The sequence below is a fragment of the Thioalkalivibrio sp. ALE25 genome, assembly GCF_000377285.1.
Classification (GTDB): domain Bacteria; phylum Pseudomonadota; class Gammaproteobacteria; order Ectothiorhodospirales; family Ectothiorhodospiraceae; genus Thioalkalivibrio.
Map to the genome: position 1 here is coordinate 133410 of NZ_KB897925.1, position 23577 is coordinate 156986.

Here is a 23577-nt window from a genome sequence, read left to right on the forward strand (position 1 = left end):
TTCCGGCCGTCCGGCCGGGACGCCGGTTACTCGGCGTCGGTGTAGGTGCGCAGCAGTTCGGCGCGAGTCGGGTGGCGCAGCTTGCGCAGGGCCTTGGCCTCGATCTGGCGGATGCGCTCGCGGGTGACGTCGAACTGCTTGCCGACTTCCTCGAGGGTGTGGTCGGTGTTCATGTCGATGCCGAAGCGCATGCGCAGGACCTTGGCCTCGCGCGGGGTCAGCGTGGAGAGGATCTCGCGGGTGGCCTCGGTGAGGCTTTCCTGCGCGGCGGAGTCCGACGGCGAGGCGACCTTTTCGTCCTCGATGAAGTCGCCCAGGTGGGAGTCTTCATCGTCGCCGATCGGGGTCTCCATGGAGATCGGTTCCTTGGAGATCTTCAGCACCTTGCGGATCTTGTCCTCGGGCATCTCCATGCGCTCGGCCAGCTCTTCCGGCGTGGCCTCGCGGCCCATCTCCTGCAGCATCTGGCGGGAGACGCGGTTGAGCTTGTTGATGGTCTCGATCATGTGCACCGGGATGCGGATGGTCCGGGCCTGGTCCGCGATGGAGCGGGTGATGGCCTGGCGAATCCACCAGGTGGCGTAGGTCGAGAACTTGTAGCCGCGGCGGTATTCGAACTTGTCCACCGCCTTCATCAGGCCGATGTTGCCTTCCTGGATGAGGTCGAGGAACTGCAGGCCGCGGTTGGTGTACTTCTTGGCGATGGAGATCACCAGGCGCAGGTTGGCCTCGACCATCTCCTTCTTGGCGCGGCGGGCCTTGGCCTCGCCGATGGACATGCGGCGGTTGATCTCCTTGATCTCGGAGATGTTCAGGCTGGCCTCGTGCTCGATCTCGGCGAGCTTCTTCTGCAGGCGCACGATCTCGTCCTCGTGCTCGGCGAGGGCGGTGGTGTACTTGCCCTTGGCCTTGCAGGCTTCCTTGATCCAGTCGAGGTTGGTCTCGTTCTTGGGGAAGCTGTCGATGAAGGTCTTGCGCGGCATCTGCGCCTGTTCCACGGCCAGCGCCATGATACGGCGCTCGTGGCGGCGGATCTGGTCGATGCTGCCGTGCAGCTGGGTGGTCAGCTGGTCGACCATGCGCGGGACCAGCTTGAACTCCATGAAGTACTTGGCGGTGGCCTCGCGCGCGACGGCGTAGGCCTCGCGGTTGCCCTTCTCGAAGGCCTTGTGGGCCTTGGCGTGCAGCTTGCGCAGCTTCTCGAAGCGTTCGCGGGCCTCTTCCGGGTCCGGACCGGTGTCGACCGGTTCGGCGGCTTCTTCGTCTTCCTCGGCGTCCTCCACCTCGTCGACGATGGCATCCAGCTCGGCGCTGGCCTGCTGCTCGGCAGCCGCCGCGGCGGCTGCCTTCTGCTCGTCCTGGGCCTTCTGCGCCTGTTCCGGCGTCACCAGGCCGCGGGCCACGGCCTCGCCGTTGGCGTGGTCGTTCGGGTCGATGAAGGAGACCACCAGATCGGTCAGGCGACCGTTGTTTTCGACGATCTGGTCGTACTCGTGGATCAGTCGTTCGATCGCGCCCGGGTGGTGAGCCAGCGCGAACAGGACCTGCATCAGGCCTTCCTCGATGCGCTTGGCAATGCGGATCTCGCCCTCGCGGGTCAGCAGCTCGACCGTGCCCATCTCGCGCATGTACATGCGCACGGGGTCGGTGGTGCGACCGAAATCGGAATCGGCCGAGGCGAGCGCGGCCACGGCATCCTCGGCGTCCTCGTCGGCGGAGACGGAGCCGTCGGACAGCAGCAGGCTGTCGGCGTCCGGGGCCTGCTCGTGCACCGCGATGCCCATGTCGTTGATCATCGCGATGATGTCCTCGACCTGGTCAGAGTCGATGATCGAGTCGGGCAGGTGGTCGTTCACCTCGGTATACGTGAGGTATCCCTGCTCCTTGCCCTTGGCAATCAGTTCCTTGAGCTGGGATTGCTGCTCTTCACGATTCATTGCGGTCATACTCCGAGGTGCTTGGTCGAGCCGCTACAGGACGGCTCTAGGAAATTGGGGCGCAGAAAAATCAATCCTGTATTGTAGCAGAAGATTCTTATATTGCCGGTTGCCGGACGCTGATTGCGGTCAAGGCCCTGCGCGGCTCGTCGCGCGGCGCCCTCCAGCTGTCTGAACAATGCGGGCAATCGCGTCCGCTTCAAGGCCCGGGCTGGCTATTGCGGCCGGTCGAATCGCTGCAACTGCTCGGTAAGACGGGCGAGCTCGGCGCGTTGTTCCGTCCCCAGTTCGGTGCCGGGGCGAGTCAGTTCACGAATTCGCGAGCGGTAGTGCTGGCGCAGGAGCTGGCGGGCGCAGTCCAGTGCCGTCTGCCGGGTGACGGCCACCTCACCGTCGTCCAGGGCCTGGTGGGCCAGGGCCATCAGGCGCTGGAAGTGGCGTTCCTCGCGGAAGCGTTCCAGCAGTCCGGCGGTATGCCGCTCGGGGTTTTCGTCCAGGGCCGCAAGGAGCTCGCGCAGGGTGGCCGCGGCCACGCCGGGAAGTTCGACGAGCTGGCGGATTTCCGGTTGCGACCAGTCGAGTTCCGGGTGTTGCAGGACACGCGCTAGGAGGGCGCCCCACAGGGCCGGCGGGCTTTCGCCGCCGGGTGCCCGGCTGGCGGTGGGGTTGGCCGGAAGATCGCCCCCCGAACCCGAGGCCGTCGCGCGGGCGGGTTCGGGGGGCTGCTCGGACAAGACCTGTTCCAGGCGCTCGTGGCTCAGATGGGTCTCCTCGGCGATGCGTTCGACCAACTGGTCGCGGAACAGGGGATCGCGCGTGGTGGCGACCAGCTTCATCGCGGCATGCGCGAAGCGGGTGCGGCCTTCGGCGGTGTCGGTCGGGTGCTCCTCGCGCAGCAGCCGGACCAGCGTCTCGGACAGGGGCAGGGCACCGGCCAGCCGTTCTTCCCAGCCGGCGAGGCCGTCACGCAGCACCAGGCTGTCGGGGTCGTCCCCCTCGGGCAGAAACAACACGCGCACCTCGCGCAGGCCCTGGATCGCGGGCAGGGCCTCGGCCAGCGAGCGCCAGGCCGCGCGGCGCCCGGCGGCGTCGCCGTCGAAGCACAGGGTGATGCGCGAGACCTGGCGGAACAGGCTGTCCAGGTGGGCGCGGGTCAGGGCGGTGCCCATGCAGGCCACCGCGCGCCGAAAGCCGGCGCGGGCCAGCCCGACCACGTCCATATAGCCCTCGACCACCACGATGTCATCCAGCCGGGTGCCGGCCTTGCGCGCCTCGAACAGGCCGTAGATGGTCTGTCCCTTGTGGAAGACCTCGCTCTCCGGGCTGTTCAGGTACTTCGGCTCGCCGTCTTCGATCAGGCGCCCGCCGAAGCCGGTAATGCGCCCGCGCCGGTCGCGGATCGGGAACATGATGCGCGCACGGAAGCGCTCGCGGATGCCGCCGTCGTCGCGTCGCGCGGCCAGGCCGGCATCCACCAGTTGCTGCGGGGTGAAGCGGGGCTTGAGGGCCTCAAGCAGGCCCGAGGGCGGGGCCCAGCCGATCTGGTAGTCGCGGGCCGTGGTGCCGTCGATGCCACGGTTTTTCAGGTATTCGACTGCCTTCGGCGTCTGGCGCAGCTGCTGCACGTAGTAGTCGGCGGCCGCGTTGAGGGCCTCGTACAGCGGGGCGTGGGCCTCGCGTTTGTCGTCCCCTCCGGCCTCGCGCGGGACCTCCAGTCCGGCCTGTTCGGCCAGCTGCTCCACCGCCTCGGGGAAGCTCAGGTTCTCGTACTCCATCAGGAAGCTGATGGCCGTGCCGTGCGCCCCGCAGCCGAAGCAGTGATAGAACTGTTTTTGCGGCGAGACATAGAACGACGGCGTCTTCTCGCCGTGGAACGGACAGCAGGCGGCGAACTCGCGCCCGGCCTTCTTCAGGCTCACGCGGCGCTGGATCACCTCGACGATGTCGCTGCGCTCGAGCAGCTCGTCGATAAATGCCTGTGGAATGAGGCCTGCCATGGGGGTCTGCTGGGGTGCCTGAGCCGTGGGGGTATCCGGATGATACCGGCTGCCGCGGCTTGTGGGTCAGATGCGGTCGGAAACCACGCGTGCGAAGGCCCGAAAATCATCCAGATGCCGGGAGCAGACCGAGTGGGTGATGTCCCAGTTGATGCGTTCGTAGTTGTGCACGGCGATGTTGCGGAAGCCGACCGCCTTCTTGAGTCGCTCGGCCAGGGTCTGCTCGATCACGCCGCCTTCGACGAGGCGGTCGAACGTCTCGCCCATGGTGTTGGGCGGCGGGAGGTCGAGCGAGGTGACCAGGTGTGCCCCGATGTCTACGCATTGCTGCACGGCGCGCGACAAGTTCAGGGCAATGATGTCCTGAGTGTCCGGGTCCCGGGCCAGTTCCTCGGCCGTGGCGGGGCAACGCTGGCTGACCCGGTTAACGCAGTACCGTAGGGTCTCGAGTTTCTGCTCGACTACGCGCGGGTCCACGCGTCTCTCCGCTCGGCCAGGATGCGATTACGGTAGGGCAGGAAATCGGCCTGCTCGATCAGGTGACGGGTCAGGTAGCGCGCGTGGGTCTCGTCGCTGCCAAGCACGCGGATGCCCCGAGTCATGATCTCGCCCAGCAGGGGTTCGCCCGCCTGAGTCAGGTCCACGAGGTCCACCGGACGCCCGGTGGCCGCGGCCAGGGCATCGATCAGCTCGATGCGTGCCTGGGTATCCAGAGGCGATCCGGCGCTGACGGCGAGGTCGAGGTCGCTGTCGAACCGTGCGCCGCTGCGAGCCAGCGATCCGAACAGGATGGCCAGCTCCAGTTCCGGATGTTGTTCCAGCGTGCGCCGGATATCCGCAATTTCGGCTCTCGTTTCCATGGCCTCGAGTCTAGCAGGAGTATCGGCTTGCCCGACGGTTCTCCAAACGCCTCGGTTCCGCACTGAGACGGGCCAAAACAAAACGGGCCCCGTGAGGGGCCCGCGTCGTCGTGCCGCCGGGTGGCGGGTCAGGCGGCCTGGCGCAGGTTGGCCAGCAGGCCCCGGAGTTCGGAGGCCTTGGGCTTCACCAGCCAGAACGAGCCCTGGTAGTCGTCGAAACGTTCCAGGATCTCGCGGCCCCAGGCGCTGTCCGTCTCGTGCACGAACTCGGTGATGAGTTCCTCGAGATAGTTGCGGTGCGCCTCCATGTCCTCGGTGTCGAGGCGGTGCAGGTCGATCAGCTCGTTGTTGATGCGGTCCGGGAAGTCGTTCTCCCGGTCCAGCACGAACGCGAAGCCGCCGGTCATGCCCGCGCCGAAGTTGATGCCGGTGTTGCCCAGCACCACCATCACGCCGCCGGTCATGTACTCGCAGCCGTGGTCGCCGATGCCTTCCACCACGGCGATCGCGCCGGAGTTGCGCACCCCGAAGCGTTCGCCGCACTGGCCGGCGGCGAACAGCTTGCCGCCGGTCGCGCCATACAGGCAGGTGTTGCCCATGATGGTGGTGTCCTGGCTGGCGAAGCCCGAGCCTTCCGGCGGGCGGATCACCAGCTTGCCGCCGGTCATGCCCTTGCCGACGTAGTCGTTGGCATCGCCTTCCAGGTACAGGTGCAGGCCGCCGGCGTTCCAGACGCCGAAGCTCTGCCCGGCCGTGCCCTTCATACGCACGGTGATCGGGGCATCGGACATGCCCTGGTTGCCGTGGCGCTTGGCGATCTCGCCGGACAGGCGCGCGCCGATCGAGCGGTCGGTGTTGGCAACGTCGAAACGGTACTCGCCACCGGCCTTGTTCTCGATCGCCTCGAGCATCTCGGCGACCATCTTCTCGGCCAGCTCGCCCTTGTCGAACGGCTCGTTCTTCGGCTCCTTGCAGAAGCGTGGCTTGTCGGCGAGGTCGCCGCTGGCCAGCAGGCCGTTCAGGTCCAGGTGCTGCTGCTTCGGCGTCTCGCCCGGCAGGATCTCCAGCAGATCGGTACGGCCGATCAGATCCGTCAGGCTGCGCACGCCCAGCTTCGCCATCCACTCGCGGGTCTCGCGGGCGACAAACTGGAAGTAGTGCATGACCATCTCGGGCAGGCCGATGAAGTGGTTCATGCGCAGCACCTTGTCCTGCGTGGCGACACCCGTTGCGCAGTTGTTCAGGTGGCAGATCCGCAGGTACTTGCAGCCCAGCGCGACCATCGGGCCGGTGCCGAAGCCGAAGCTCTCCGCACCCAGGATCGCCGCCTTGATCACGTCGAGGCCGGTCTTCAGGCCGCCGTCGGTCTGCAGCCGCACCTTGTCGCGCAGGTCGTTGCCGCGCAGGGTCGCGTGGGTCTCGGTCAGGCCCAGCTCCCACGGGGTGCCGGCGTACTTCACCGAGGTCAGCGGGCTGGCGCCGGTGCCGCCGTCGTAACCGGAGATGGTGATCAGGTCGGCGTAGGCCTTGGCCACGCCGGCGGCGATCGTGCCAACCCCGGCCTCGGAGACCAGCTTCACCGAGACCAGCGCATCCGGATTGACCTGCTTGAGGTCGAAGATCAGCTGCGCCAGGTCCTCGATGGAGTAAATGTCGTGGTGCGGCGGCGGCGAGATCAGGGCCACGCCCGGATTCGAGTAGCGCAGCTCCGCGATCATCTTGTTGACCTTGTGGCCCGGCAGCTGGCCGCCCTCGCCGGGCTTCGCGCCCTGGGCAACCTTGATCTGCAGCACCTCGGCGTTGACCAGGTAGTGCGGGGTCACGCCGAAGCGGCCGGAGGCCACCTGCTTGATCTTGGACATGCGCTCGGTGCCGTAGCGGGAGACGGCCTCGCCGCCCTCGCCGGAGTTGGAGCGCCCGCCTAGGCGGTTCATCGCGGTGGCCAGGGCCTCGTGGGCCTCCGGCGACAGCGCGCCCAGGCTCATGCCAGCGGAGTCGAAGCGCGGCAGGATCTCGGCCTCGGGCTCGACCTCGTCCAGCGCGATCGGCTCGATGTCGTCGCGGACCTTCAGCAGGTCGCGCAGCACGGTCACCGGGCGTTCGTTCACCAGGTCTGCATATTCCTGGTACACGCCGTAGTCGCCGGACTGCACGGCGCGGTGCAGGGTCTGGATCACGTCCGGGTTGTAGGCGTGGTACTCGCCACCGTGGACGTACTTCAGCAGGCCGCCCTGGCCGGCGCTCTTGCGCGGGTTCCAGGCGCGCTTGGACAGCGTCTCCAGGTCCGCCTCGATATCGGCGAAGCGGGTGCCCTTGATGCGGCTGGTGGTGCCGGTGAAGCAGGTGTCCACGACCTCGTCGGCCAGGCCGACGATCTCGAACAGCTGCGCGCCGCGGTAGCTGGCGATGGTGGAGATGCCCATCTTCGACAGGATCTTGAACAGGCCCTTGTTGATGCCGCGGCGGTAGTTCTGCGCCAGGGTCAGTGGGTCCGCGTTCGGGATCTCGCCGGACTCGCACATGCCGTGCAGCGCGGAGTAGGCCAGGTACGGGTAGATCGCAGTGGCGCCATAGCCGAGCAGGACCGCGAAGTGGTGCGGGTCGCGCACGGTGGCGGTCTCGGCGACGATGTTCGCGTCGGTGCGCAGCTTGGCGCGGATCAGGGCGTGATGCACCGCGCCCACGGCCAGCGCGGCCGGGATCGGGCGGCGTTCCGGGTCGATGCCGCGGTCCGACAGCACCAGCACCACGGCACCGCCGCGCACGGCCTCCACCGCGTTTGCGGTCAGGGCCTTCACGGCGTCTTCCAGCGAACCGGAGTGGACGTCGTAGTTGAGGTCCATGCGCTCGATGCGGAAGGCGTCCTCGGTCTGGTTGCACAGCTCGCGGAACTTGGCCTCGGACAGCACCGGGGAGTCGGATACCAGGCGGTGGGCGTGGTCCGGGGTCTCCTCGAACAGGTTCTGCTCGCGGCCGAAGCAGGTCTCCAGCGACATCACGATGCTCTCGCGCAGCGGGTCGATCGCCGGGTTGGTGACCTGGGCGAACTGCTGGCGGAAGTAGTCGTACAGTGAGCGGGTGTGCTGCGACAGCACCGCGAACGGGGTGTCGTCGCCCATCGAGCCCACGGCCTCCTGACCGGCCTCGGCCAGCACGCGCAGGATCTGGTCGCGCTCCTCGAAGGTCACGTCGAACAGCTTTTCGTAGGTCTCCAGGCGCTCGGCCGGCATCGGCTCGCCGGAGAACAGCTGGTTGTCGTCCAGCTGGCTCTTCAGGTGTTTCTCGTGGGCGCGCAGCCACTGGCGGTAGGGCTGGCGCGTGCGGTTGATGCGGTCGACGTCCTCGGGCTGCAGCAGCTCGCCGGACTCGGTGTCCACGGCCAGCATCTGCCCGGGCTTCAGGCGACCCTTGGCGACCACGTCCTCGGGGGCGTAGTCATATACGCCGATCTCCGAGGCCAGGGTGATGTGGCGGTCCTTGGTGATCACGTAGCGCGCCGGGCGCAGGCCGTTGCGGTCCAGGGTGCAGGCGGCGTAGCGGCCGTCGGTCAGCACGATCCCGGCCGGGCCGTCCCAGGGCTCCATGTGCATGGAGTTGTATTCGTAGAAGGCGCGCAGGTCGGAGTCCATGTGCGCGACGTTCTGCCACGCCGGCGGGACCAGCAGGCGCATCGCGCGGAACAGGTCCATGCCGCCGGCCAGCAGGACCTCCAGCATGTTGTCCAGGCTCTGCGAGTCGGAGCCCTCCAGGTTGACCAGCGGCTCCAGCTCGGCCAGTTCCGGCAGCTTCTCGGTGGCGAACTTGTGCTGGCGTGCGACCGCCCAGTTGCGGTTGCCCTGCACGGTGTTGATCTCGCCGTTGTGGGCGAGGAAGCGGAACGGCTGCGCCAGGCCCCACTGCGGGAAGGTGTTGGTGGAGAAGCGCTGGTGGAACACGCAGATCGCGGTTTCCAGCTCCGGGCGCTGCAGGTCGCGGTAGAACACCGGCAGGTTCTCCGGCATCACCAGGCCCTTGTAGGAGACCACGCGCGCGGACAGGCTCGGCACGTAGAACACCGGGTCGTCGCCCATTGCGATCTCGGCGCGGCGGCGTACCACAAACAGGGCGCGCTCGAAGTCATCGCCGTCCATGTCGGCCGGGGCGTTGATGAACACCTGCAGGATGTGCGGCTGGCTCTTCAGGGCCTCGGCGCCACAGGCGTCTTCCGGGTTGACCGGGACCTCGCGCCAGCCGGCAAGCGTAAGCGGGCCGCGCTCGATCGCGTCCTCCACGGCGGCACGCGTCTCGGCGATCTTTTCCGGATTGATGAATACGATACCGGCGGCGAAGCGCTCGGCCAGTTCGATGTTCGACTCCGAGGCCAGGGTGCGCAGGAAGGCCTCGGGGGCCTTCATCAGCAGCCCGCAACCGTCGCCGGTCTTGCCGTCCGCGGCGATCGCGCCGCGGTGGGTCATGCGTTCCAGTGCCTTGATTGCCGTGTCCACCACCCAGTGGCTGGCGACGCCGTCCATGTGCGCAATGAGGCCGAAGCCGCAGTTGTCGCGCTCGAATTCGGGGCGGTAGAGGGTGCCGTTCAGTTGGTTCTGTCGCATCGGTGAACTCCGGTCGCAGCGCGCAGGGCCTTGCGCGGGCGCGGTACGTGGGTCAGGGCCGTCCCTGGGAACAAGAACACGAAAAAAGGCGCAGGAATATAGCGAACCGCCATTCTGCCGGCAAACCGGGCCCGGTCAAAAAGACACGACACCCGCGCAGGTAAAGCCCGGCGAGGCTATTCACCACGAAGCACACGAAGGCACGAAGAAGGTCAAGGCATTTTCACCACAGAGGACACGGAGGGCACAGAGAAAAGAAAGGAATTGGTGATACTTGGGCGAATGCGGCTTTAAAGGCGCCTTGCCCTTCAACCCTGATTTTCTCCGTGTCCTCTGTGCACTCCGTGGTTCAAAACGCCCTTGAAGTTGACCTTCTTCGTGCCTTCGTGTGCTTCGTGGTGAACAAGGCCCTTGATCAGTCGCGGACGGCGTTCTGGACGGAGCCGATGGAGCGGATCCAGGGCTCGTCGTTGCGCACTGCGGCCGGCAGGTCCTCGGCGGCGCGCTGGGCGGCCGCCCGGTCGGAGAAGACTCCGGCCAGGATGACCACGAAGTCGCGGTTGTTGACCCGGGTCGGGATGTAGCGGATGGCACCCAGATCGTGCTGGTCCGCGTATGCGCGTGCGGCCTCCATGTTCGGCGCGGCCAGCAGCTGGATGGTCGTGGCGCTGCCGTCCTGGTTGTTCAGCCAGTCGCGGTCACTGGCCAGACGCGCGGCGTCGGCGTCGTCCACGGCCGGTGCTTCGGCGGCGGGTTCCGGCTCGGGTTCCGGTTCCGGCTCTGGCGCCGGTTCCGGTGCGGGCTCGGGGGTTGGCTCCGGCTCGGGTGCTGGCTCCGGCTCCGGAGCGGGTTCTGCGTCACCGGCTTCTGCGGTGGGTTCAGGTTCGGGTTCGGGTGCTTCTGCGGCCGGTTCCGGGGAGTCGGTCCCGGGCGCGGACGGTTCGGCCGCGGCCGGCGGGGGCAGATCCAGCGGGTCGGCCACGGCGATCTCGTCATCGTGCGCGGGCGCCGGCTCGGGCCTGGGTTCGGGCTCGGCCTCGGTGACGCGCGGTTCGGGCAGGGGTAGCTCGATGATCTCGCTGTCGGCGGGCGCGGGCTCGCCCTCCAGCAGTTGCCAGGCGACCGGTGCGGCGATCCCCAGTGCCACGGTGATGGCGACGGCGGGTACGAACCAGCGCTGGTTCCAGAACGCGGCGTTTTCCGGTGCCGGGGGCTCGGGGATACGGTCGTCGGCCGCAATGCTGCCCGGCTCGCTCGCGGAGCTCTCCGGGGCGGGAGGCTCGGCGGTGGAGGCGGACAGGGCTTCGGCCGCGGGCGTGAAGTCCTCGTCGTCGCGGCTCGCCCGGAGGCTCGGTTCCGGTTCCGGGGCGGGCTCGGGGGTCGGCTCGGGCTCCCTGCGAGCGGCGTGAAAGGCCGGTTCTTCTGTGTCCGGTTCCGGGTCGGGGGTATCGACCTCGGCGGCGTCCCCTGCGGCCACGCCGGGCGCGGCACTGCCGGTGGTCGCCGCGGCGCCGGCCCGGCGCTCGCTGCGGCACTGGCGTTCGAGAAAGCTGTTGGCCTCGCGGTTGAGGTTGCCCGGCAGGCCCTGGCTGGTGGTCTGCAGGTGGGCAATGGCGTCCGCGTCCAGCAGGCGGTCGGGGTCGGTCAGGCCCGCCGCCTGCAGGCGGTGGCGCAGGTAGGCGGCGGTCTGTTCCAGGTTGAAGGCGCGCAGGCTGACTCGGGTGACCTGATCCTCGTCGGAGGGATCGGGCAGGTACAGGCGGCGGCGCAGCAGGCCGCCGGACCCCACCAGGATGATGCGCGGGGCGCGGCCGTGCTTGGCGAGGACCTCGCTGCGCATCCGCATCAGATTGTTGACGATGTCGGTCCCCACCAGGTGGGCGTCGTCCATAGCAATGACAGGGTCGACGCCGTCGGCGACGCGGTCGGCCAGCAATTCGGTCAGGGGGCGGTCGGGGTCGTCCGCGTTCTGCGAGCGCAGGTAGTTGCGAATGGTGTTGTCCACCGATTCGAACTGGGTATTGATCCGTGCGCGGAAGGCAATCAGCTCGAACGGGTCGGGCAGCATGGCCAGCAGCCGCATCAGCTGCAGGCTGCGTCCGGAGCCGTTCTCCCCGGTCATCAGGACGACCGCCCCGGGGCCGTTCAGAGCAGCCCGTGCCGATTCCAGCTGGCCGTCCAGCAGCGGGTCGCCGTAGATGAAGGTCTCGTCGGGGGCGTCGTCAAACGGCGGCGCGTGCAGGCCGAGTTGTTCCAGGCATTGTTCGGAAAGCGCCATCGGATTCGGTCTCAGGTCAGCGTGCCCAGGTCGAACAGGCGGTGGTGTTCGCGGATGGCGTGGCGGTCGGTCATGCCGGCGATGTAGTCGGCGATGGCGCGTTGCAGGGCGTGCGGATCATGCGCGGCGATTGCGTCTGCGTGGCGCTGGAAGTTCTCGGGCATCAGGCGGGGCTCGGACTCGAACGCGGCGAACAGGTCGTGGATCAGCTGACGTGCCTTGTGCATGACCCCGTGGACCTGATGGTGATGGTAGAGGTTCTCGCGCAGGAAGCCCTTGAGTTCACGCGCCTGCTCGGCCACCTCCGGGCTGAAGCGGATCAGGGCCTCCCCGGCGCGGCGGACGTCATCGGCGGACTGCGGGCGGTGGCGGTCGATGGCCGCCTGGCTGCTCCCGATCAGGTCGCTGACCAGGGTGTCGATCATGCGGCGCACGGTCTCGTGCTGGGTTCGCCGTGGATCCAGATCCGGATAGCGGGCCTGGACCTTCTCGCGGCAGTCGCGGAACAGGGTGACCTCGGCGAGGCGGTCCATGGTGAGCAGACCCGAGCGAAGGCCGTCGTCGACGTCGTGATTGTTGTAGGCGATCTCGTCGGCCACGTTGGCGAGCTGGGCCTCCAGGCTCGGCTGTTCCTTCTGCAGGAAGCGCACCCCGACCTCGCCCAGCTGGCGGGCCTTTTCGGGCGAGCAGTGCTTGAGGATGCCCTCGCGCGTCTCGAAGGTCAGGTTGAGGCCGTCGAACTCGGCGTAGTGGCGCTCCAGCAGATCGACGATGCGCAGGGACTGCAGGTTGTGCTCGAAGCCGCCGTGCTCGCGCATGCAGGCATTCAGGGCGTGCTGCCCGGCGTGCCCGAACGGCGTGTGGCCGAGGTCATGCGCCAGGGCGATGGCTTCGACCAGGTCCTCGTTGAGTTGCAGGGCGCGCGCGATCGAGCGCCCGATCTGCGCGACCTCCAGCGAGTGGGTCAGACGGTTGCGGAACAGGTCGCCCTCGTGGCTGATGAAGACCTGGGTCTTGTACTCCAGGCGGCGAAAGGCGCTGGAGTGCACGATGCGATCGCGATCGCGCTGGAAGTCGCTGCGGTGGCGGGGGGCGGGCTCCGTCTGAGCGCGCCCGCGCGAGTGCGCGGGATCGCAGGCCCAGGGTGCCAGTCCCGGTGTGAGGCTGCCGGGCGTGGTCATGGCCTCAGGCGACACGGGCATGCTCGCGCAGGGTATGGTCCAGGGCCGCCGGATCGAATGCGTCGGTCAGCACGGCCTCGCCAATGCCGCGCAGCAGGACCAGCCGCAGGCGGCCACTGGCGACCTTCTTGTCGATGGCCATCAATTCGCGGAAGCGCTCCGGGGTGACCTCGGCCGGGGGCTCCAGGGCCAGGCCGGCGCGTCGGATCAGGGCCTCCGCGCGTTCGCGGCCGGCGCGGTCCAGCCAGCCCATGCGCTCCGACATGCGTGCGGCCATGGCCATGCCGGTGCCGACGGCCTCGCCGTGCAGCCAGGCGCCATAGCCCATGCCGGCCTCGATCGCGTGGCCAAAGGTATGGCCCAGGTTCAGCAGAGCGCGGATGCCGCCCTCGCGCTCGTCGGCGGCGACGATCTCGGCCTTGCAGGCGCAGGAACGGCGAATGGCGTAGGCCAGCGCCTCCGGGTCCAGCGCGCCGAGGGCGTCGATGTGCTCCTCCAGCCAGGCGAAGAAATCGGCGTCGCGGATCAGGCCGTATTTGATGACCTCGGCCAGGCCGGCCTGCAGCTCGCGCCGGGGCAGGGTCTTCAGGGTGTCGGTGTCGATCACGACCGCGCGCGGCTGGTGGAAGGCGCCGATCATGTTCTTGCCCAGCGGGTGGTTGACCCCGGTCTTGCCGCCCACAGAGGAGTCGACCTGGGCGAGCAGGGTGGTCGGCACCTGCACAAAGTCGATGCCGCGCTGGTAGATGGCGGCGGCAAACCCGGCGATGTCGCCGACCACGCCGCCGCCGAGGGCGACAATCCGGCTGCCCCGGTCCAGGCGAGTCTCCAGAAGCCGGGTCAGGATGCTCTCCACCGTGGCCAGGGTCTTGTGCTGTTCGCCGTCGGGCAGTTCGATCCACAACGGCTCGCCGTCAAGGTCGCAGGCCGCGAGGCTGCGGCGCAGGGCGTCGCCGTACAGGGGGCCCACGGTGGTGTTGGTCACCACCGCGACGCGCCGGCCCGCCAGCGCCGGGCGCAGGTGTTCCGGGGCGGCCAGCATGCCCGGCCCGATGTGGATCGGGTAGGCGCGCTCGCCCAGTTCGACATTGAGGCTTTCCATGTACGCCATCATAGCGTGCGGGCCGATGATGGCGTAAGCCGGGCATGCGCCGTGCTGCGGATCGCTTCACGGACTTTTGCAATTGGTGCGGGTTGGATTACCATAGGGAGTTCTGCATGGTCGCCCGGAGTGTTGGCGGCCGGTTTTGTTGTTTTTGATCGAAAAGATCCAGCATCCGTTTCGGAGATTGTATGCCGCACGTACGAGTTCGTGAGAATGAGCCCTTCGAGGTCGCCCTGCGCCGTTTCAAGCGCACCTGCGAGAAGGCCGGCGTGGTCGCGGAAGTCCGCCGCCGCGAGTACTACGAAAAGCCGACCACCGAACGCAAGCGCAAGGCCGCGGCCGCGGTGAAGCGCCAGTTGAAGAAGAACTCCCGCGACATGACCCGCCGGGTGCGCCTGTACTGAACCCCTGTCCGGGTAGCTGCCCGGACCCGAGGACCCGACCATGTCGCTCAAGGCCCGGTTGCAGGATGACGTGAAGCAGGCCATGCGGGCCCGGGAGAAGGACCGCCTGGCGGCATTGCGCATGATTCAGGCCGAGGTGTCGCAGTTCGAGGTCGACGAGCGGCGCGAGGCCGACGACGACACCGTTCTGGCAATCCTCAATCGCATGCTCAAGCAGCGGCGCGACTCCATCGATCAGTACCAGAAGGGTGGTCGCGAGGATCTCGCCGCGCGCGAGGCCGCGGAGATCGCCATCATCGAGGAATACATGCCGGAGCCGCTGGATGCGGCGGCCCTCGATCAGCTGGTGCAGGAGGCGATCGCCGAGACCGGCGCCGCGGCCCCCGGCGACATGGGCAAGGTGATGGGCGTACTCAAGCCCCGGGTCTTCGGTCGTGCCGACATGGGTGTGGTGAGCCAGAAGGTCCGGTCCGCACTGGGGCATTCTTGACCGTTACGCTCGTTTGAGCGAAACGGACCATTCCTGAACGCATGAACGGTTGAACCCCGTGGCGTCATGCCGCCGGTTCCCGTCGGAGCGAGTGATCCATGGCTTCCAATCCGATGCAGTTCCTGGACCTGCCGCGCCAGGACCCTCAGAAGACCCCCGCCGAGATTCGTATCCACGAGTTCGGCGAGATCATTGGTCAGTTCGACCCGGCGACCGCGGGGCAGCAGGCGGGCCGCTGTCTGGCTTGCGGCAATCCCTATTGCGAATGGAAATGCCCGGTCCACAACTTCATCCCCAACTGGCTGAAGCTGGTGGAGGAAGGCAACCTGTTTGCCGCGGCCGAGCTCTCGCACAAGACCAACTCCCTGCCCGAGGTCTGCGGCCGCGTGTGCCCGCAGGACCGTCTTTGCGAGGGCGCCTGCACCCTGAATGACGGCTTCGGCGCGGTCACCATCGGCTCGGTCGAGAAGTACATCACAGACGAGGCATTGAAGGCCGGCTGGCGCCCGGATCTCTCTGACGTCACCGCGACCGGCAAGCGGGTCGCGGTGATTGGCGCCGGCCCCGCGGGGCTGGGCTGCGCCGATATCCTGGCGCGTAACGGCGTGCAGGCGGTGGTGTTCGATCGCTATCCGGAAATCGGTGGCCTGCTGACCTTTGGTATCCCGCCGTTCAAGCTGGAAAAGCACGTCATCCGCACCCGCCGCGAGATCCTCGAGGGCATGGGGGTCGAGTTCCGTCTGAATACCGAGATCGGCCGCGACATCGCGATGGACGCCCTGCTGGAGGAATACGATGCCGTGTTCCTCGGCATGGGCACCTACACGGCGATGCAGGGCGGCTTTCCCGGCGAGGACCTGCCGGGCGTGTATCCGGCCCTGCCGTTCCTGATCTCCAACATCCGCCAGGTGATGAACTGGCCGCAGGAAGAGGGCGGCGAGTTCATCGACATGGCCGGGCAGCGCGTGGTCGTGCTGGGCGGCGGCGATACCGCGATGGACTGCAACCGCACCTCGATTCGCCAGGGCGCCGCCTCGGTGACCTGCGCCTACCGGCGCGACGAAGAGAACATGCCCGGCTCGCGCAAGGAAGTGGTGCATGCGCGCGAAGAGGGCGTGCACTTCGAATTCAACGTGCAGCCGGTGGAGATCGTCGGCGACGGCAAGGTGGAGGGCGTAAAGGTCGTGCGCACCCAGATGGGTGCCCCGGACGAACGCGGCCGCCGCCGTCCCGAACCGGTCCCCGGCTCCGAGCACGTGATCCCGGCCGACCGGGTGCTGATCGCCTTCGGCTTTCGTCCGTCGCCCTCCGACTGGTTTGCCGACTACAAGATCGGTATCGACGAGGGCGGGCGCGTGCAGACCGCGGGCGAGCATGCCTTCCAGACCGGCAACCCGAAGGTGTTTGCCGGCGGCGACATGGTGCGCGGCTCCGACCTGGTGGTCACCGCCGTCTTCGAGGGCCGCGAGGCCGCCGAAGGCATCCTCGAATACCTCGGCGTCTGAGCCTTTCGATGTCCAATAGCCTGAAAAACGATCGTCTCCTGCGGGCCCAGTTGCGCGAGCCGGTGGACCGTCCGCCGATCTGGATCATGCGCCAGGCCGGTCGCTATCTGCCGGAATACCGCGAGACCCGCGCGCAGGCCGGCAGCTTCATGAGCCTTTGCCAGAACCCGGAACTGGCCTGCGAAGTCACCATGCAGCCGCTGCGCCGGTTCCCGCTGGACGCCGCGATCCTGTTCTCCGACATCCTGACCATTCCGGATGCGATGGGGCTGGGGCTGTACTTCGAGACCGGCGAGGGCCCGCGATTCCGCGAGCCGGTCCGCACGCTGGAGGCGATCGAGAACCTCCCGGTGCCCGACCCGGAGCAGGAACTGCGCTACGTGATGGATGCGGTGCGCCTGATCCGCCGCGAATTGGACGGCCAGGTGCCGCTGATCGGCTTCGCCGGCAGCCCGTGGACCCTGGCGACCTATATGGTCGAGGGCCAGGGCTCGCGCGACTTCGCCGAGACCAAGCGTCTGATGTACGGCGAGCCGCAGGCGATGCACGCCCTGCTGCAGAAGGTGGCCACCGCGGTCACCGACTACCTCAACGCCCAGATCCGCGCCGGCGCCCAGTCGGTGATGATCTTCGACACCTGGGGCGGTTCCCTGACCCCGCGCGCTTATCGCGAGTTTTCGCTGGCCTACATGCAGCGCATCGTCGATGGCCTGATCCGCGAGAACGACGGTCGCCGTGTGCCGGTGACGCTGTTCACCAAGGGCGGCGGGGCCTGGCTGGAGACGATGGCCGATACCGGGGCGGATGCCCTGGGCCTGGACTGGACCATCGAGATCGGCGAGGCCAGCCGGCGGGTCGGTGACCGTGTCGCGTTGCAGGGCAATCTCGACCCGTCGGTGCTCTACGCGCCGGAGGCCGTGGTGCGCGAGGAGACGCAGCGGGTGCTGGACGGTTTCGATCGCGATACCGGGCATGTCTTCAACCTGGGCCATGGCGTTCACCCGGGCATCGATCCCGAGCGCGTCGCGGCGATGGTGGATACGGTCACGAACTACCGCCGATAGCGGCATGCGGTTCGCCGCCGCCCGGGCTGGCCGCCGGGGTGTTACTAGGAGCCTGTCGGATTTGGGAGTGATCTGCTGCGCGTATGGGAGAGCGGCCCCTGTTCCGCTCTCTCTCGTTACATAGTCCCCACTATGCGCCTCGAGAGACCGAAAAAAGGGTCTCACTCTCCCATCACGCTCGCGACGACCACCCAAGCCCGATAGGCTCCTGGGCGATCGCAGCGCGCCGGCGGCGCTTGATCTCGATCCCCTGGTTAGTCCGCTGCTGCCGGCGCTTCTTAGGCGTCGGCCTCTGCCAGCAGCCTTTCTACCTCCGCGCGCGTGGCCCGGGGCATCGGTCGCCCGTCCACCGGGGAGGGGGGCGACTGGCGCAACCCGTCCAGCGGGAAGACCGTGAGTTCCACGTCGGTGTCGTCGGGGCCGCGAAAGGCGAGGAAGGGAATACGCTGCTCGCGGCCCTGACGGCTGCGATAGCGGCGTTCCCCGGTCTCGCACTGGATACCCCGTTCACCCAGTTCCAGGATTACCTCCTCCACGGTCTCGGCAAAACCATGCAGATTGAGCAGGGGCTGGGATTCGACCAGGCCCTGGAGCAGGGGGCCGACCAGGCGCGGCTCGAGATGGCGCAGGCGCTCCATCACGATCAGGGCCGCCGCCAGTCGTTCACGATAGGCGGCGCGGCTGGCCGGGCTGGCGAACAGCCGACTGCGCTCGATGGCGGCATCCTGGATCTCCAGATTGCCGGGCATCTCGTGACGGTTGTCCACTCCCAGGTGCTCGGCGGCCTTGCGCTTGGCGAGCGCAAAGTCGCGGATGCCGTCGTCAAGCATGATGCGCGCGGCCTCCTGCGCCAGTTCCTGGCGGATACGCGAAGGGGCGCCCATCAAAACACCAGTTCGGGTTGCTGACTGCCGCTGTCGCCGTCTCCGTTGCTCCCCGGGATCACGTGGCCGCGCTCCGGGATCTGATGGGGCAGTAGCCACTGGTTGCGCGCGCCCGGCGTGTCGTCACTGGGCGCGCGCTGGCCATTCGGCAGGATGGCGACGCGCACGAGGTCGTCGGGGCGCTCCAGCGGGCGTTCCGGCTCATCCGCCAGAACGCTCCCCATGAAGCGCGTCCAGATCGGCAGTGCCGCACGTCCGCCGCTTTCGCGCCGGCCCAGTTCGCGATTGTCGTCAAACCCGATCCAGGCGGTCGCGACCAGGTCCGCGTTGAACCCGGCGAACCATGCGTCGCGGTAATCGTTGGTGGTGCCGGTCTTGCCGGCCAGGTCGGAGCGCCCGAGCTCCAGGGCGCGCCGGCCCGTGCCCGAGGTGATGACGCCGCGCAGCATCTCGCCCATCTGCCAGGCGACCCCGGGCTGCAGGACCGGAGTGGGGTCGGTGTACTGCAGGGGCCCGCTGCTCGCGACCAGCGGCAGGTCCTGCCCCCTGGGGCTGGAGCAGGGGGCCGGGCAGGCGCGTTCGGTGGGGGCCTCGTAGAGCACCTCGCCATCCACGGTCTCGATGCGGGTGATGATCCAGGGGCTGTTCAGGCGGCCGCCGCTGGCGAATACCCCATAGGCGTTGTTGAGCTGCAGCGGGGTCAGGGTCCCCGTGCCCAGGACCATGGACAGGTTGTTTGGCTGGGTTTCCAGGTCCAGGCCGAAGCGGGTCAGTTCCAGGTGGACGTTCCCGGTACCCAGGCGGTCCAGCAGCCGGATAGACGCGAGGTTGCGGGAGTTGGCCAGTGCCTCGCGCAGGGTAGTCTCGCCATGGAAACGCCGCGTGTAGTTCTGGGGCCGCCATTCCGCCCCGAGCGCCGGGTCGTTGAAGACCATCGGGGCGTCGATGACGGTCCCTTCGGGGCGGTAGCCCTCGCGCAGGGCGAGGGCGTACACCAGTGGCTTGAAGGCCGAGCCGGGCTGGCGCTGGGCCTGGGTCGTCCGGTCGTAGCGGTTCTCGAAGAAATCGAACCCGCCGGCCAGGGCTGTGATGGCACCGTCCTCCGGGGCCTGCGCGATCACGGCCCCGGTAACCTCCGGCTTCTGCGCCAGGCGCCAGCGCCCGTCGGTGTAGGGGCGGATGCGGATGACGTCGCCGCGGGCGAAATCGGGCGATCCGGCCCATTCGCGGTCCTCCGGCAGGATTGTCTGCTCGCCGATGCGGCCACCGTCGACCCGCAGGGTCCCGTCCTCGTCCAGGCCCAGCACCACTGCGGGAAAAAGCAGGCGTCCGTGGATGCCGATGGCCTTCAGTGCCCGTTCGCGGGCATCGGAATCGTCCAGGGTGGCCTCCGGAATGCGCATCTCCGGACCGCGAAAACCGTGACGCTCGTCATATTCCAGCAATCCTTCCCGGAGGGCCTGATTGGCCGCTTCCTGCTGGCGGGAATCAATCGTGGTGTGCACCTGGAGCCCGCGGCGATAGGCCTCGTCACCCCACAGGTTCACAACCATCTGGCGTGCCATCTCCGCGACCCAGTGGGCGTCGATTTCGGTCGCGGCGGTGTGGCGTTCCGACAGGACCGGGCGCGACACCGCCGTTTCGAAGGCGGCCTCGTCGATTGCGCCGGTCTCCAACATCCGTCGCAGCACATAGTTGCGGCGGATCTCGGCGCGTTCGGGGCTGGCGACCGGGTTGGTCGTGGAGGGGGCCTTGGGCAGGGCCGCGAGGGTGGCGATCTCGTCCAGTTCCAGATCCTCCAGCGACCGGCCGAAGTAGACCCGCGAGGCAGCCTCGATACCGTAGGCCCGCTGGCCCAGATAGATCTTGTTCAGATACAGCTCGAGGATCTCGTCCTTGGACATTTCCTGTTCCAGACGGATGGCCAGGAAGATCTCGCGGAGCTTGCGTTCATACGTACGGTCGCGCGTAAGAAAGATGTTGCGCGCCAGCTGCATGGTGATCGTGCTGCCGCCCTGGGTGCGCTGGCCGCCGGTGGAGACGAGGTTCAGCGCGGCCCGGGCCAGGCCCATCACGTCCACGCCGGGATGATCGTAGAAGCGCTCGTCCTCGGCTGCGATAAAGGCGTCGCGAACCTGCTGCGGGATGGCGTCGATCGGCACCGGGATGCGCCGTTCTTCCGCGAACTCGCCCATCAGGCGTCCATCCGCACTGCGTACCTGCAGGGGTGTCTGCAGGCGTACGTCCCGCACGGCGTCCGCCTCGGGGAGGGTGGGCGCATAGTAGATGTACAGGGCCGCCAGGGCGACGGACAGGCCGATACCGGCTGCCAGAATCAGGGCCAGCAGCGCCGAAATAATCTTCAAGACCGGATTCATGACAGCAAAAAAAGTGAGGCCAAGGTGAGAAGTCGCATTCAATGCGACTTGCAACCTCGAAGTCGCGGTGTATATTGTGAACGAGCTAGCATACGTGATTGTAACGCTACCAGTTACTTTCGTTGGGGTATACAGGGGGATGTGTGCTGAGTCTCGGAAAATCCAAACATGGGGTCCTGGGCGTGGACATCAGCTCGGCAGCCGTCAAGGTGCTGGAGCTGGCGCGACAGGGTAAGGGGTACCGGGTCGAGGCCTTCGCGGTCGAGCCGTTGCCGGACGGGGTGATGGTCGACAAGGTCTGTCAGGACACCGAGGCCGTGGGCAATGCCCTGGCCCGGGCGGTCAAGCGGTCCGGGACTCGACTCAAGCATTGTGCGATGGCCGTCCCCTCTTCCGCTGTCATCACCAAGACCATTCAAATGTCGGCCGCGCTGGGCGATGCGGAACTCGAAGGCCAGGTCTTCGTGGAGGCCGATCAGTACATCCCCTACACCCTCGAAGAGGTCAACCTGGACTTCCAGGTCCTGGGCAAGAACGAGAAGAACCCGCAGATGGTGGATGTCCTCGTGGTGGCCTCGCGCCGCGAGAACGTCGATTCGCGCGTGGCCATTGCCGAGGCCGCCAAGCTGACCCCCGAGCTGGTGGACGTCGAGGCCTACGCGATCGAGCACACCGCCGAGCGCCTGATGGAGCAGATCCCCGATCGCGAAAGCAAGCCTATCGTGGCGGTGGTGGACGTCGGCTCCTCGGTCACCGCGGTGTACGTCGTCAGCCAGGACGAGGGCGTGGTCTACACCCGCGAGCAGAATTTCGGCGGTCGCATGCTTACCGAGGAGATTATGCGCCGCTACAGCATGAACTATCAGGAAGCCGGGTCCGCCAAGATGAGCGGTGACCTGCCGGCCGACTACGGCAGCTCCATCCTCGAGCCCTTCAAGCAGACCATGGTCGACCAGATCCAGCGGCTGCTGCAGTACTTCTACGTCACGCGCCCGCAGGACACCATCGACCACATCCTCCTGGGCGGCGGGTGTGCGGCCATCCCGGGTGTGGACGAACTGCTGGAGGAGGCTGCCGGCACGCCGGTCTCCATCGCCAATCCGTTCCGCGGCATGGCGCTGGCCAAGCGGGTCAACCAGGAACGCTTCGCCAATGATGCCCCGGCGCTGATGACCGCCTGTGGCCTGGCCATGCGGGGGTATGCGTCATGATCTACATCAACCTCCTTCCCTGGCGCGAGAAGGCCCGCGAGCAACGGCGCAAGCAGTTCTTCGGTGCGGCCGGCGGCGCCGCCGTGGTCGGCGTCCTGCTGGCCTTCGCCGGCTACAGCTTCATGGGCGCGCTGATTGACCATCAGCAGTCGCGCAACCAGATGCTGGAGAGCGAGATCCGCGAGCTGGACCGCCAGATTGCCCGGATCCGAGATCTGGACGAGCAGCGCGAGGCGCTTATCGCCCGCATGGAAGTGATCCAGACCCTGCAGGCCCGCCGTCCCGAGGCGGTCCACCTGTTTGACCAGCTGGTCGAGACGCTGCCCGATGGCACATTCCTCAGCGAGGTTCGTCAGGAGGGCGAGAATGTCCGGCTGGTCGGGCGTTCCGAGTCCAACACGCGGATCTCCGCGCTGATGCGCCGGATCGACGCGTCGCCCTGGCTGGGCAGTTCCAACCTGCAGATCATCGAGACCCGGGAAGAGGGCCGTCTCCAGGTGCGTGACTTCCGTCTGGATGCCACGCAGACCCGGCCGGATGCCGAAGAGGGGGATTCCTGATGGATCTCAAGGAACTCAACCAGATCGACTTCAACAACATCGGGGAGGCCTCCTGGGGCGTCAAGGGCCTGATCCTGGTCGTGATTGTCCTGGCCATCCTCGGTCTGTCCTACTACCTGTTCATCGGTGATCAGCGCACGGATCTCGAGCGCGCGGAGAGCCGTGAGCTGCAGCTGCGCGACGAGTTCGAGGACAAACAGCAGCGCGCTGCCAACCTTCAGGCCTACGAGGACCAGCTCGAGGAGATGGAGCGCATGTTCGCCTCCCTGCTCGAGCTGCTGCCCAGCAGCGCGGAGATCCCCAGTCTGCTGGTGGACATCTCGCAGACCGGATTGCAGGCGGGGCTGGAAATCGAGCTGTTCGAGCCCCGCGGCGAGAACCGCCGTGACTTCTACGCCGAGGTCCCGATCCGGCTGCGGGTCCGCGGTGGATACGAGGACCTTGCCGAGTTCGTCAGCGGGGTGTCGGCCCTGCCTCGGGTGGTGACCATGCACAACATGCATATCCGTCCCGGTGATTCCGACAATGACCTGCTGATGGATGCGGTCGCCCGTACCTACCGCTACCTGGAGGAGAACTGATGAAGCATTCTTCCATGCAGGTGGTGTGGCCCGGGTTGGCCCTGGTGCTGGCGGGTGGCTTCCTGCTTTCCGGCTGCACCCAGGATAACCGCGACCTCGAGCGCTATATCGCCGAGGTAAAGGAGCGCCCTGGGAGCGGGATCGAGCCGATCCCGACCCTGGACCCGCACGAACCGTACCTCTATCCCGGACATACGCGGTCGCCGTTTGACTCGTCGGTAATCGCGCAGCCGGAGCTGGCGGCGGCCGAGGGGCAGCCGGGTGATGCCGAGGTCGATCCCGATCGCCCGCGCGAGTTCCTCGAGGGCTTCCCGCTGGATTCCCTGCGTATGGTCGGGTCGCTGGAGCAGCATGGCGTTCGCTATGCCCTGGTCCGAACCCCGGACCGCGGGGTCCAGCGGGTAACGGAAGGCAACTACATGGGACAGAACCACGGCGAAATCGTCGAAATCACGCCCACCCAGATCCGGCTGATCGAGGTGGTGCCGGATGCCTTCGGGGGCCATGTGGAACGCGAGAATTCGGTAGCGCTGACCGAATAGCGGTTGGG

The 23577-nt window shown here is 67.3% G+C and carries 18 protein-coding genes; 8 read left to right on the forward strand and 10 right to left on the reverse strand.

Annotated features, from left to right (window positions below; genetic code table 11):
- Positions 1-26: 26 nt before the first annotated feature.
- The 8 genes from rpoD to aroB all read right to left on the reverse strand — a co-directional run bounded on the left by rpoD (position 27) and on the right by aroB (position 13959).
- A complete protein-coding gene (gene rpoD / locus C996_RS0100710) occupies positions 27-1937 on the reverse strand; it encodes an RNA polymerase sigma factor RpoD (RefSeq protein ID WP_018865574.1) in 1911 nt (636 codons plus the stop codon).
- Between the two features lie 215 nt (positions 1938-2152).
- Positions 2153-3934 carry a DNA primase gene (gene dnaG / locus C996_RS0100715; RefSeq protein WP_018865575.1) on the reverse strand — a complete coding sequence of 594 codons (1782 nt, stop codon included), beginning with the start codon at positions 3932-3934 and terminating at the stop codon, positions 2153-2155.
- A gap of 66 nt (positions 3935-4000) precedes the next feature.
- Positions 4001-4411 carry a DUF86 domain-containing protein gene (locus tag C996_RS0100720; protein WP_018865576.1) on the reverse strand — a complete coding sequence of 137 codons (411 nt, stop codon included), beginning with the start codon at positions 4409-4411 and terminating at the stop codon, positions 4001-4003.
- Complete coding sequence (locus C996_RS0100725) at positions 4396-4794, reverse strand: nucleotidyltransferase family protein (RefSeq protein ID WP_018865577.1); 399 nt, start codon at positions 4792-4794, stop codon at positions 4396-4398. The genes C996_RS0100720 and C996_RS0100725 overlap by 16 nt, the downstream gene beginning before the upstream one ends.
- A gap of 128 nt (positions 4795-4922) precedes the next feature.
- Positions 4923-9386, reverse strand: coding sequence for a glutamate synthase large subunit (gltB, locus tag C996_RS0100730; protein ID WP_018865578.1), 4464 nt, complete (start codon positions 9384-9386; stop codon positions 4923-4925).
- Positions 9387-9801: 415 nt separating this feature from the next.
- Positions 9802-11664 (reverse strand): SPOR domain-containing protein, encoded by a 1863-nt coding sequence (locus C996_RS0100735; RefSeq protein WP_026279141.1) that lies wholly within the window; start codon positions 11662-11664, stop codon positions 9802-9804.
- A gap of 11 nt (positions 11665-11675) precedes the next feature.
- Positions 11676-12845 carry a deoxyguanosinetriphosphate triphosphohydrolase gene (locus C996_RS0100740; protein ID WP_018865579.1) on the reverse strand — a complete coding sequence of 390 codons (1170 nt, stop codon included), beginning with the start codon at positions 12843-12845 and terminating at the stop codon, positions 11676-11678.
- 4 nt (positions 12846-12849) lie between these two features.
- A complete protein-coding gene (gene aroB / locus C996_RS0100745; protein WP_018865580.1) occupies positions 12850-13959 on the reverse strand; it encodes a 3-dehydroquinate synthase in 1110 nt (369 codons plus the stop codon).
- 179 nt (positions 13960-14138) lie between these two features.
- Here aroB and rpsU point away from each other — a divergent pair, with 179 nt between their 5' ends.
- From rpsU to hemE, 4 genes are all read left to right on the forward strand, one after another.
- Positions 14139-14354: a 30S ribosomal protein S21 gene (gene rpsU, locus C996_RS0100750; RefSeq protein WP_012981683.1), complete on the forward strand. Its 216-nt coding sequence runs from the start codon at positions 14139-14141 to the stop codon at positions 14352-14354.
- Between the two features lie 40 nt (positions 14355-14394).
- Complete coding sequence (locus tag C996_RS0100755) at positions 14395-14844, forward strand: GatB/YqeY domain-containing protein (protein ID WP_018865581.1); 450 nt, start codon at positions 14395-14397, stop codon at positions 14842-14844.
- A gap of 98 nt (positions 14845-14942) precedes the next feature.
- Entirely contained in the window at positions 14943-16349 is a 1407-nt protein-coding gene (locus tag C996_RS0100760; RefSeq protein ID WP_018865582.1) for an FAD-dependent oxidoreductase, read from the forward strand.
- A gap of 8 nt (positions 16350-16357) precedes the next feature.
- Complete coding sequence (hemE, locus tag C996_RS0100765; RefSeq protein WP_018865583.1) at positions 16358-17413, forward strand: uroporphyrinogen decarboxylase; 1056 nt, start codon at positions 16358-16360, stop codon at positions 17411-17413.
- A 278-nt stretch (positions 17414-17691) separates the two neighbouring features.
- Here the strand turns inward: hemE and C996_RS0100770 are convergent, their stop codons facing one another.
- Both C996_RS0100770 and C996_RS0100775 read right to left on the reverse strand, forming a co-directional pair.
- On the reverse strand, positions 17692-18297 hold the full coding sequence (locus tag C996_RS0100770; RefSeq protein ID WP_018865584.1) for a hypothetical protein: 606 nt from the start codon (positions 18295-18297) through the stop codon (positions 17692-17694).
- A complete protein-coding gene (locus C996_RS0100775) occupies positions 18297-20675 on the reverse strand; it encodes a penicillin-binding protein 1A (RefSeq protein WP_026279142.1) in 2379 nt (792 codons plus the stop codon). The genes C996_RS0100770 and C996_RS0100775 overlap by 1 nt, the downstream gene beginning before the upstream one ends.
- A gap of 143 nt (positions 20676-20818) precedes the next feature.
- Between C996_RS0100775 and C996_RS0100780 the strand changes: the two genes are divergently transcribed.
- From C996_RS0100780 to C996_RS0100795, 4 genes are read left to right on the forward strand one after another with little or no spacing between them, the layout of a single operon-like run.
- A complete protein-coding gene (locus tag C996_RS0100780) occupies positions 20819-21886 on the forward strand; it encodes a pilus assembly protein PilM (protein WP_018876524.1) in 1068 nt (355 codons plus the stop codon).
- Positions 21883-22446, forward strand: a complete 564-nt coding sequence (locus C996_RS0100785) for a PilN domain-containing protein (RefSeq protein ID WP_018865587.1) — start codon at positions 21883-21885, stop codon at positions 22444-22446. Before C996_RS0100780 ends, C996_RS0100785 begins: the two co-directional genes overlap by 4 nt.
- The gene (locus C996_RS0100790) at positions 22446-23027 is read left to right on the forward strand and encodes a type 4a pilus biogenesis protein PilO (protein ID WP_018865588.1); all 582 of its coding nucleotides are present in this window, start codon (positions 22446-22448) and stop codon (positions 23025-23027) included. The genes C996_RS0100785 and C996_RS0100790 overlap by 1 nt, the downstream gene beginning before the upstream one ends.
- Entirely contained in the window at positions 23027-23569 is a 543-nt protein-coding gene (locus C996_RS0100795) for a pilus assembly protein PilP (protein ID WP_018865589.1), read from the forward strand. Before C996_RS0100790 ends, C996_RS0100795 begins: the two co-directional genes overlap by 1 nt.
- Positions 23570-23577: the final 8 nt, after the last annotated feature.

Excerpts from the sequence above, each read along its gene's own strand:
- rpoD (WP_018865574.1), bottom strand. The coding sequence starts at position 1,937 with ATGAATCGTGAAGAGCAGCAATCCCAGCTCAAGGAACTGATTGCCAAG.
- dnaG (WP_018865575.1), bottom strand. The coding sequence starts at position 3,934 with ATGGCAGGCCTCATTCCACAGGCATTTATCGACGAGCTGCTCGAGCGC.
- C996_RS0100725 (WP_018865577.1), bottom strand. The coding sequence starts at position 4,794 with ATGGAAACGAGAGCCGAAATTGCGGATATCCGGCGCACGCTGGAACAA.
- gltB (WP_018865578.1), bottom strand. The coding sequence starts at position 9,386 with ATGCGACAGAACCAACTGAACGGCACCCTCTACCGCCCCGAATTCGAG.
- C996_RS0100735 (WP_026279141.1), bottom strand. The coding sequence starts at position 11,664 with ATGGCGCTTTCCGAACAATGCCTGGAACAACTCGGCCTGCACGCGCCG.
- C996_RS0100740 (WP_018865579.1), bottom strand. The coding sequence starts at position 12,845 with ATGACCACGCCCGGCAGCCTCACACCGGGACTGGCACCCTGGGCCTGC.
- aroB (WP_018865580.1), bottom strand. The coding sequence starts at position 13,959 with ATGATGGCGTACATGGAAAGCCTCAATGTCGAACTGGGCGAGCGCGCC.
- rpsU (WP_012981683.1), top strand. The coding sequence starts at position 14,139 with ATGCCGCACGTACGAGTTCGTGAGAATGAGCCCTTCGAGGTCGCCCTG.
- C996_RS0100755 (WP_018865581.1), top strand. The coding sequence starts at position 14,395 with ATGTCGCTCAAGGCCCGGTTGCAGGATGACGTGAAGCAGGCCATGCGG.
- C996_RS0100760 (WP_018865582.1), top strand. The coding sequence starts at position 14,943 with ATGGCTTCCAATCCGATGCAGTTCCTGGACCTGCCGCGCCAGGACCCT.
- hemE (WP_018865583.1), top strand. The coding sequence starts at position 16,358 with ATGTCCAATAGCCTGAAAAACGATCGTCTCCTGCGGGCCCAGTTGCGC.
- C996_RS0100770 (WP_018865584.1), bottom strand. The coding sequence starts at position 18,297 with ATGGGCGCCCCTTCGCGTATCCGCCAGGAACTGGCGCAGGAGGCCGCG.
- C996_RS0100775 (WP_026279142.1), bottom strand. The coding sequence starts at position 20,675 with ATGAATCCGGTCTTGAAGATTATTTCGGCGCTGCTGGCCCTGATTCTG.
- C996_RS0100785 (WP_018865587.1), top strand. The coding sequence starts at position 21,883 with ATGATCTACATCAACCTCCTTCCCTGGCGCGAGAAGGCCCGCGAGCAA.
- C996_RS0100790 (WP_018865588.1), top strand. The coding sequence starts at position 22,446 with ATGGATCTCAAGGAACTCAACCAGATCGACTTCAACAACATCGGGGAG.
- C996_RS0100795 (WP_018865589.1), top strand. The coding sequence starts at position 23,027 with ATGAAGCATTCTTCCATGCAGGTGGTGTGGCCCGGGTTGGCCCTGGTG.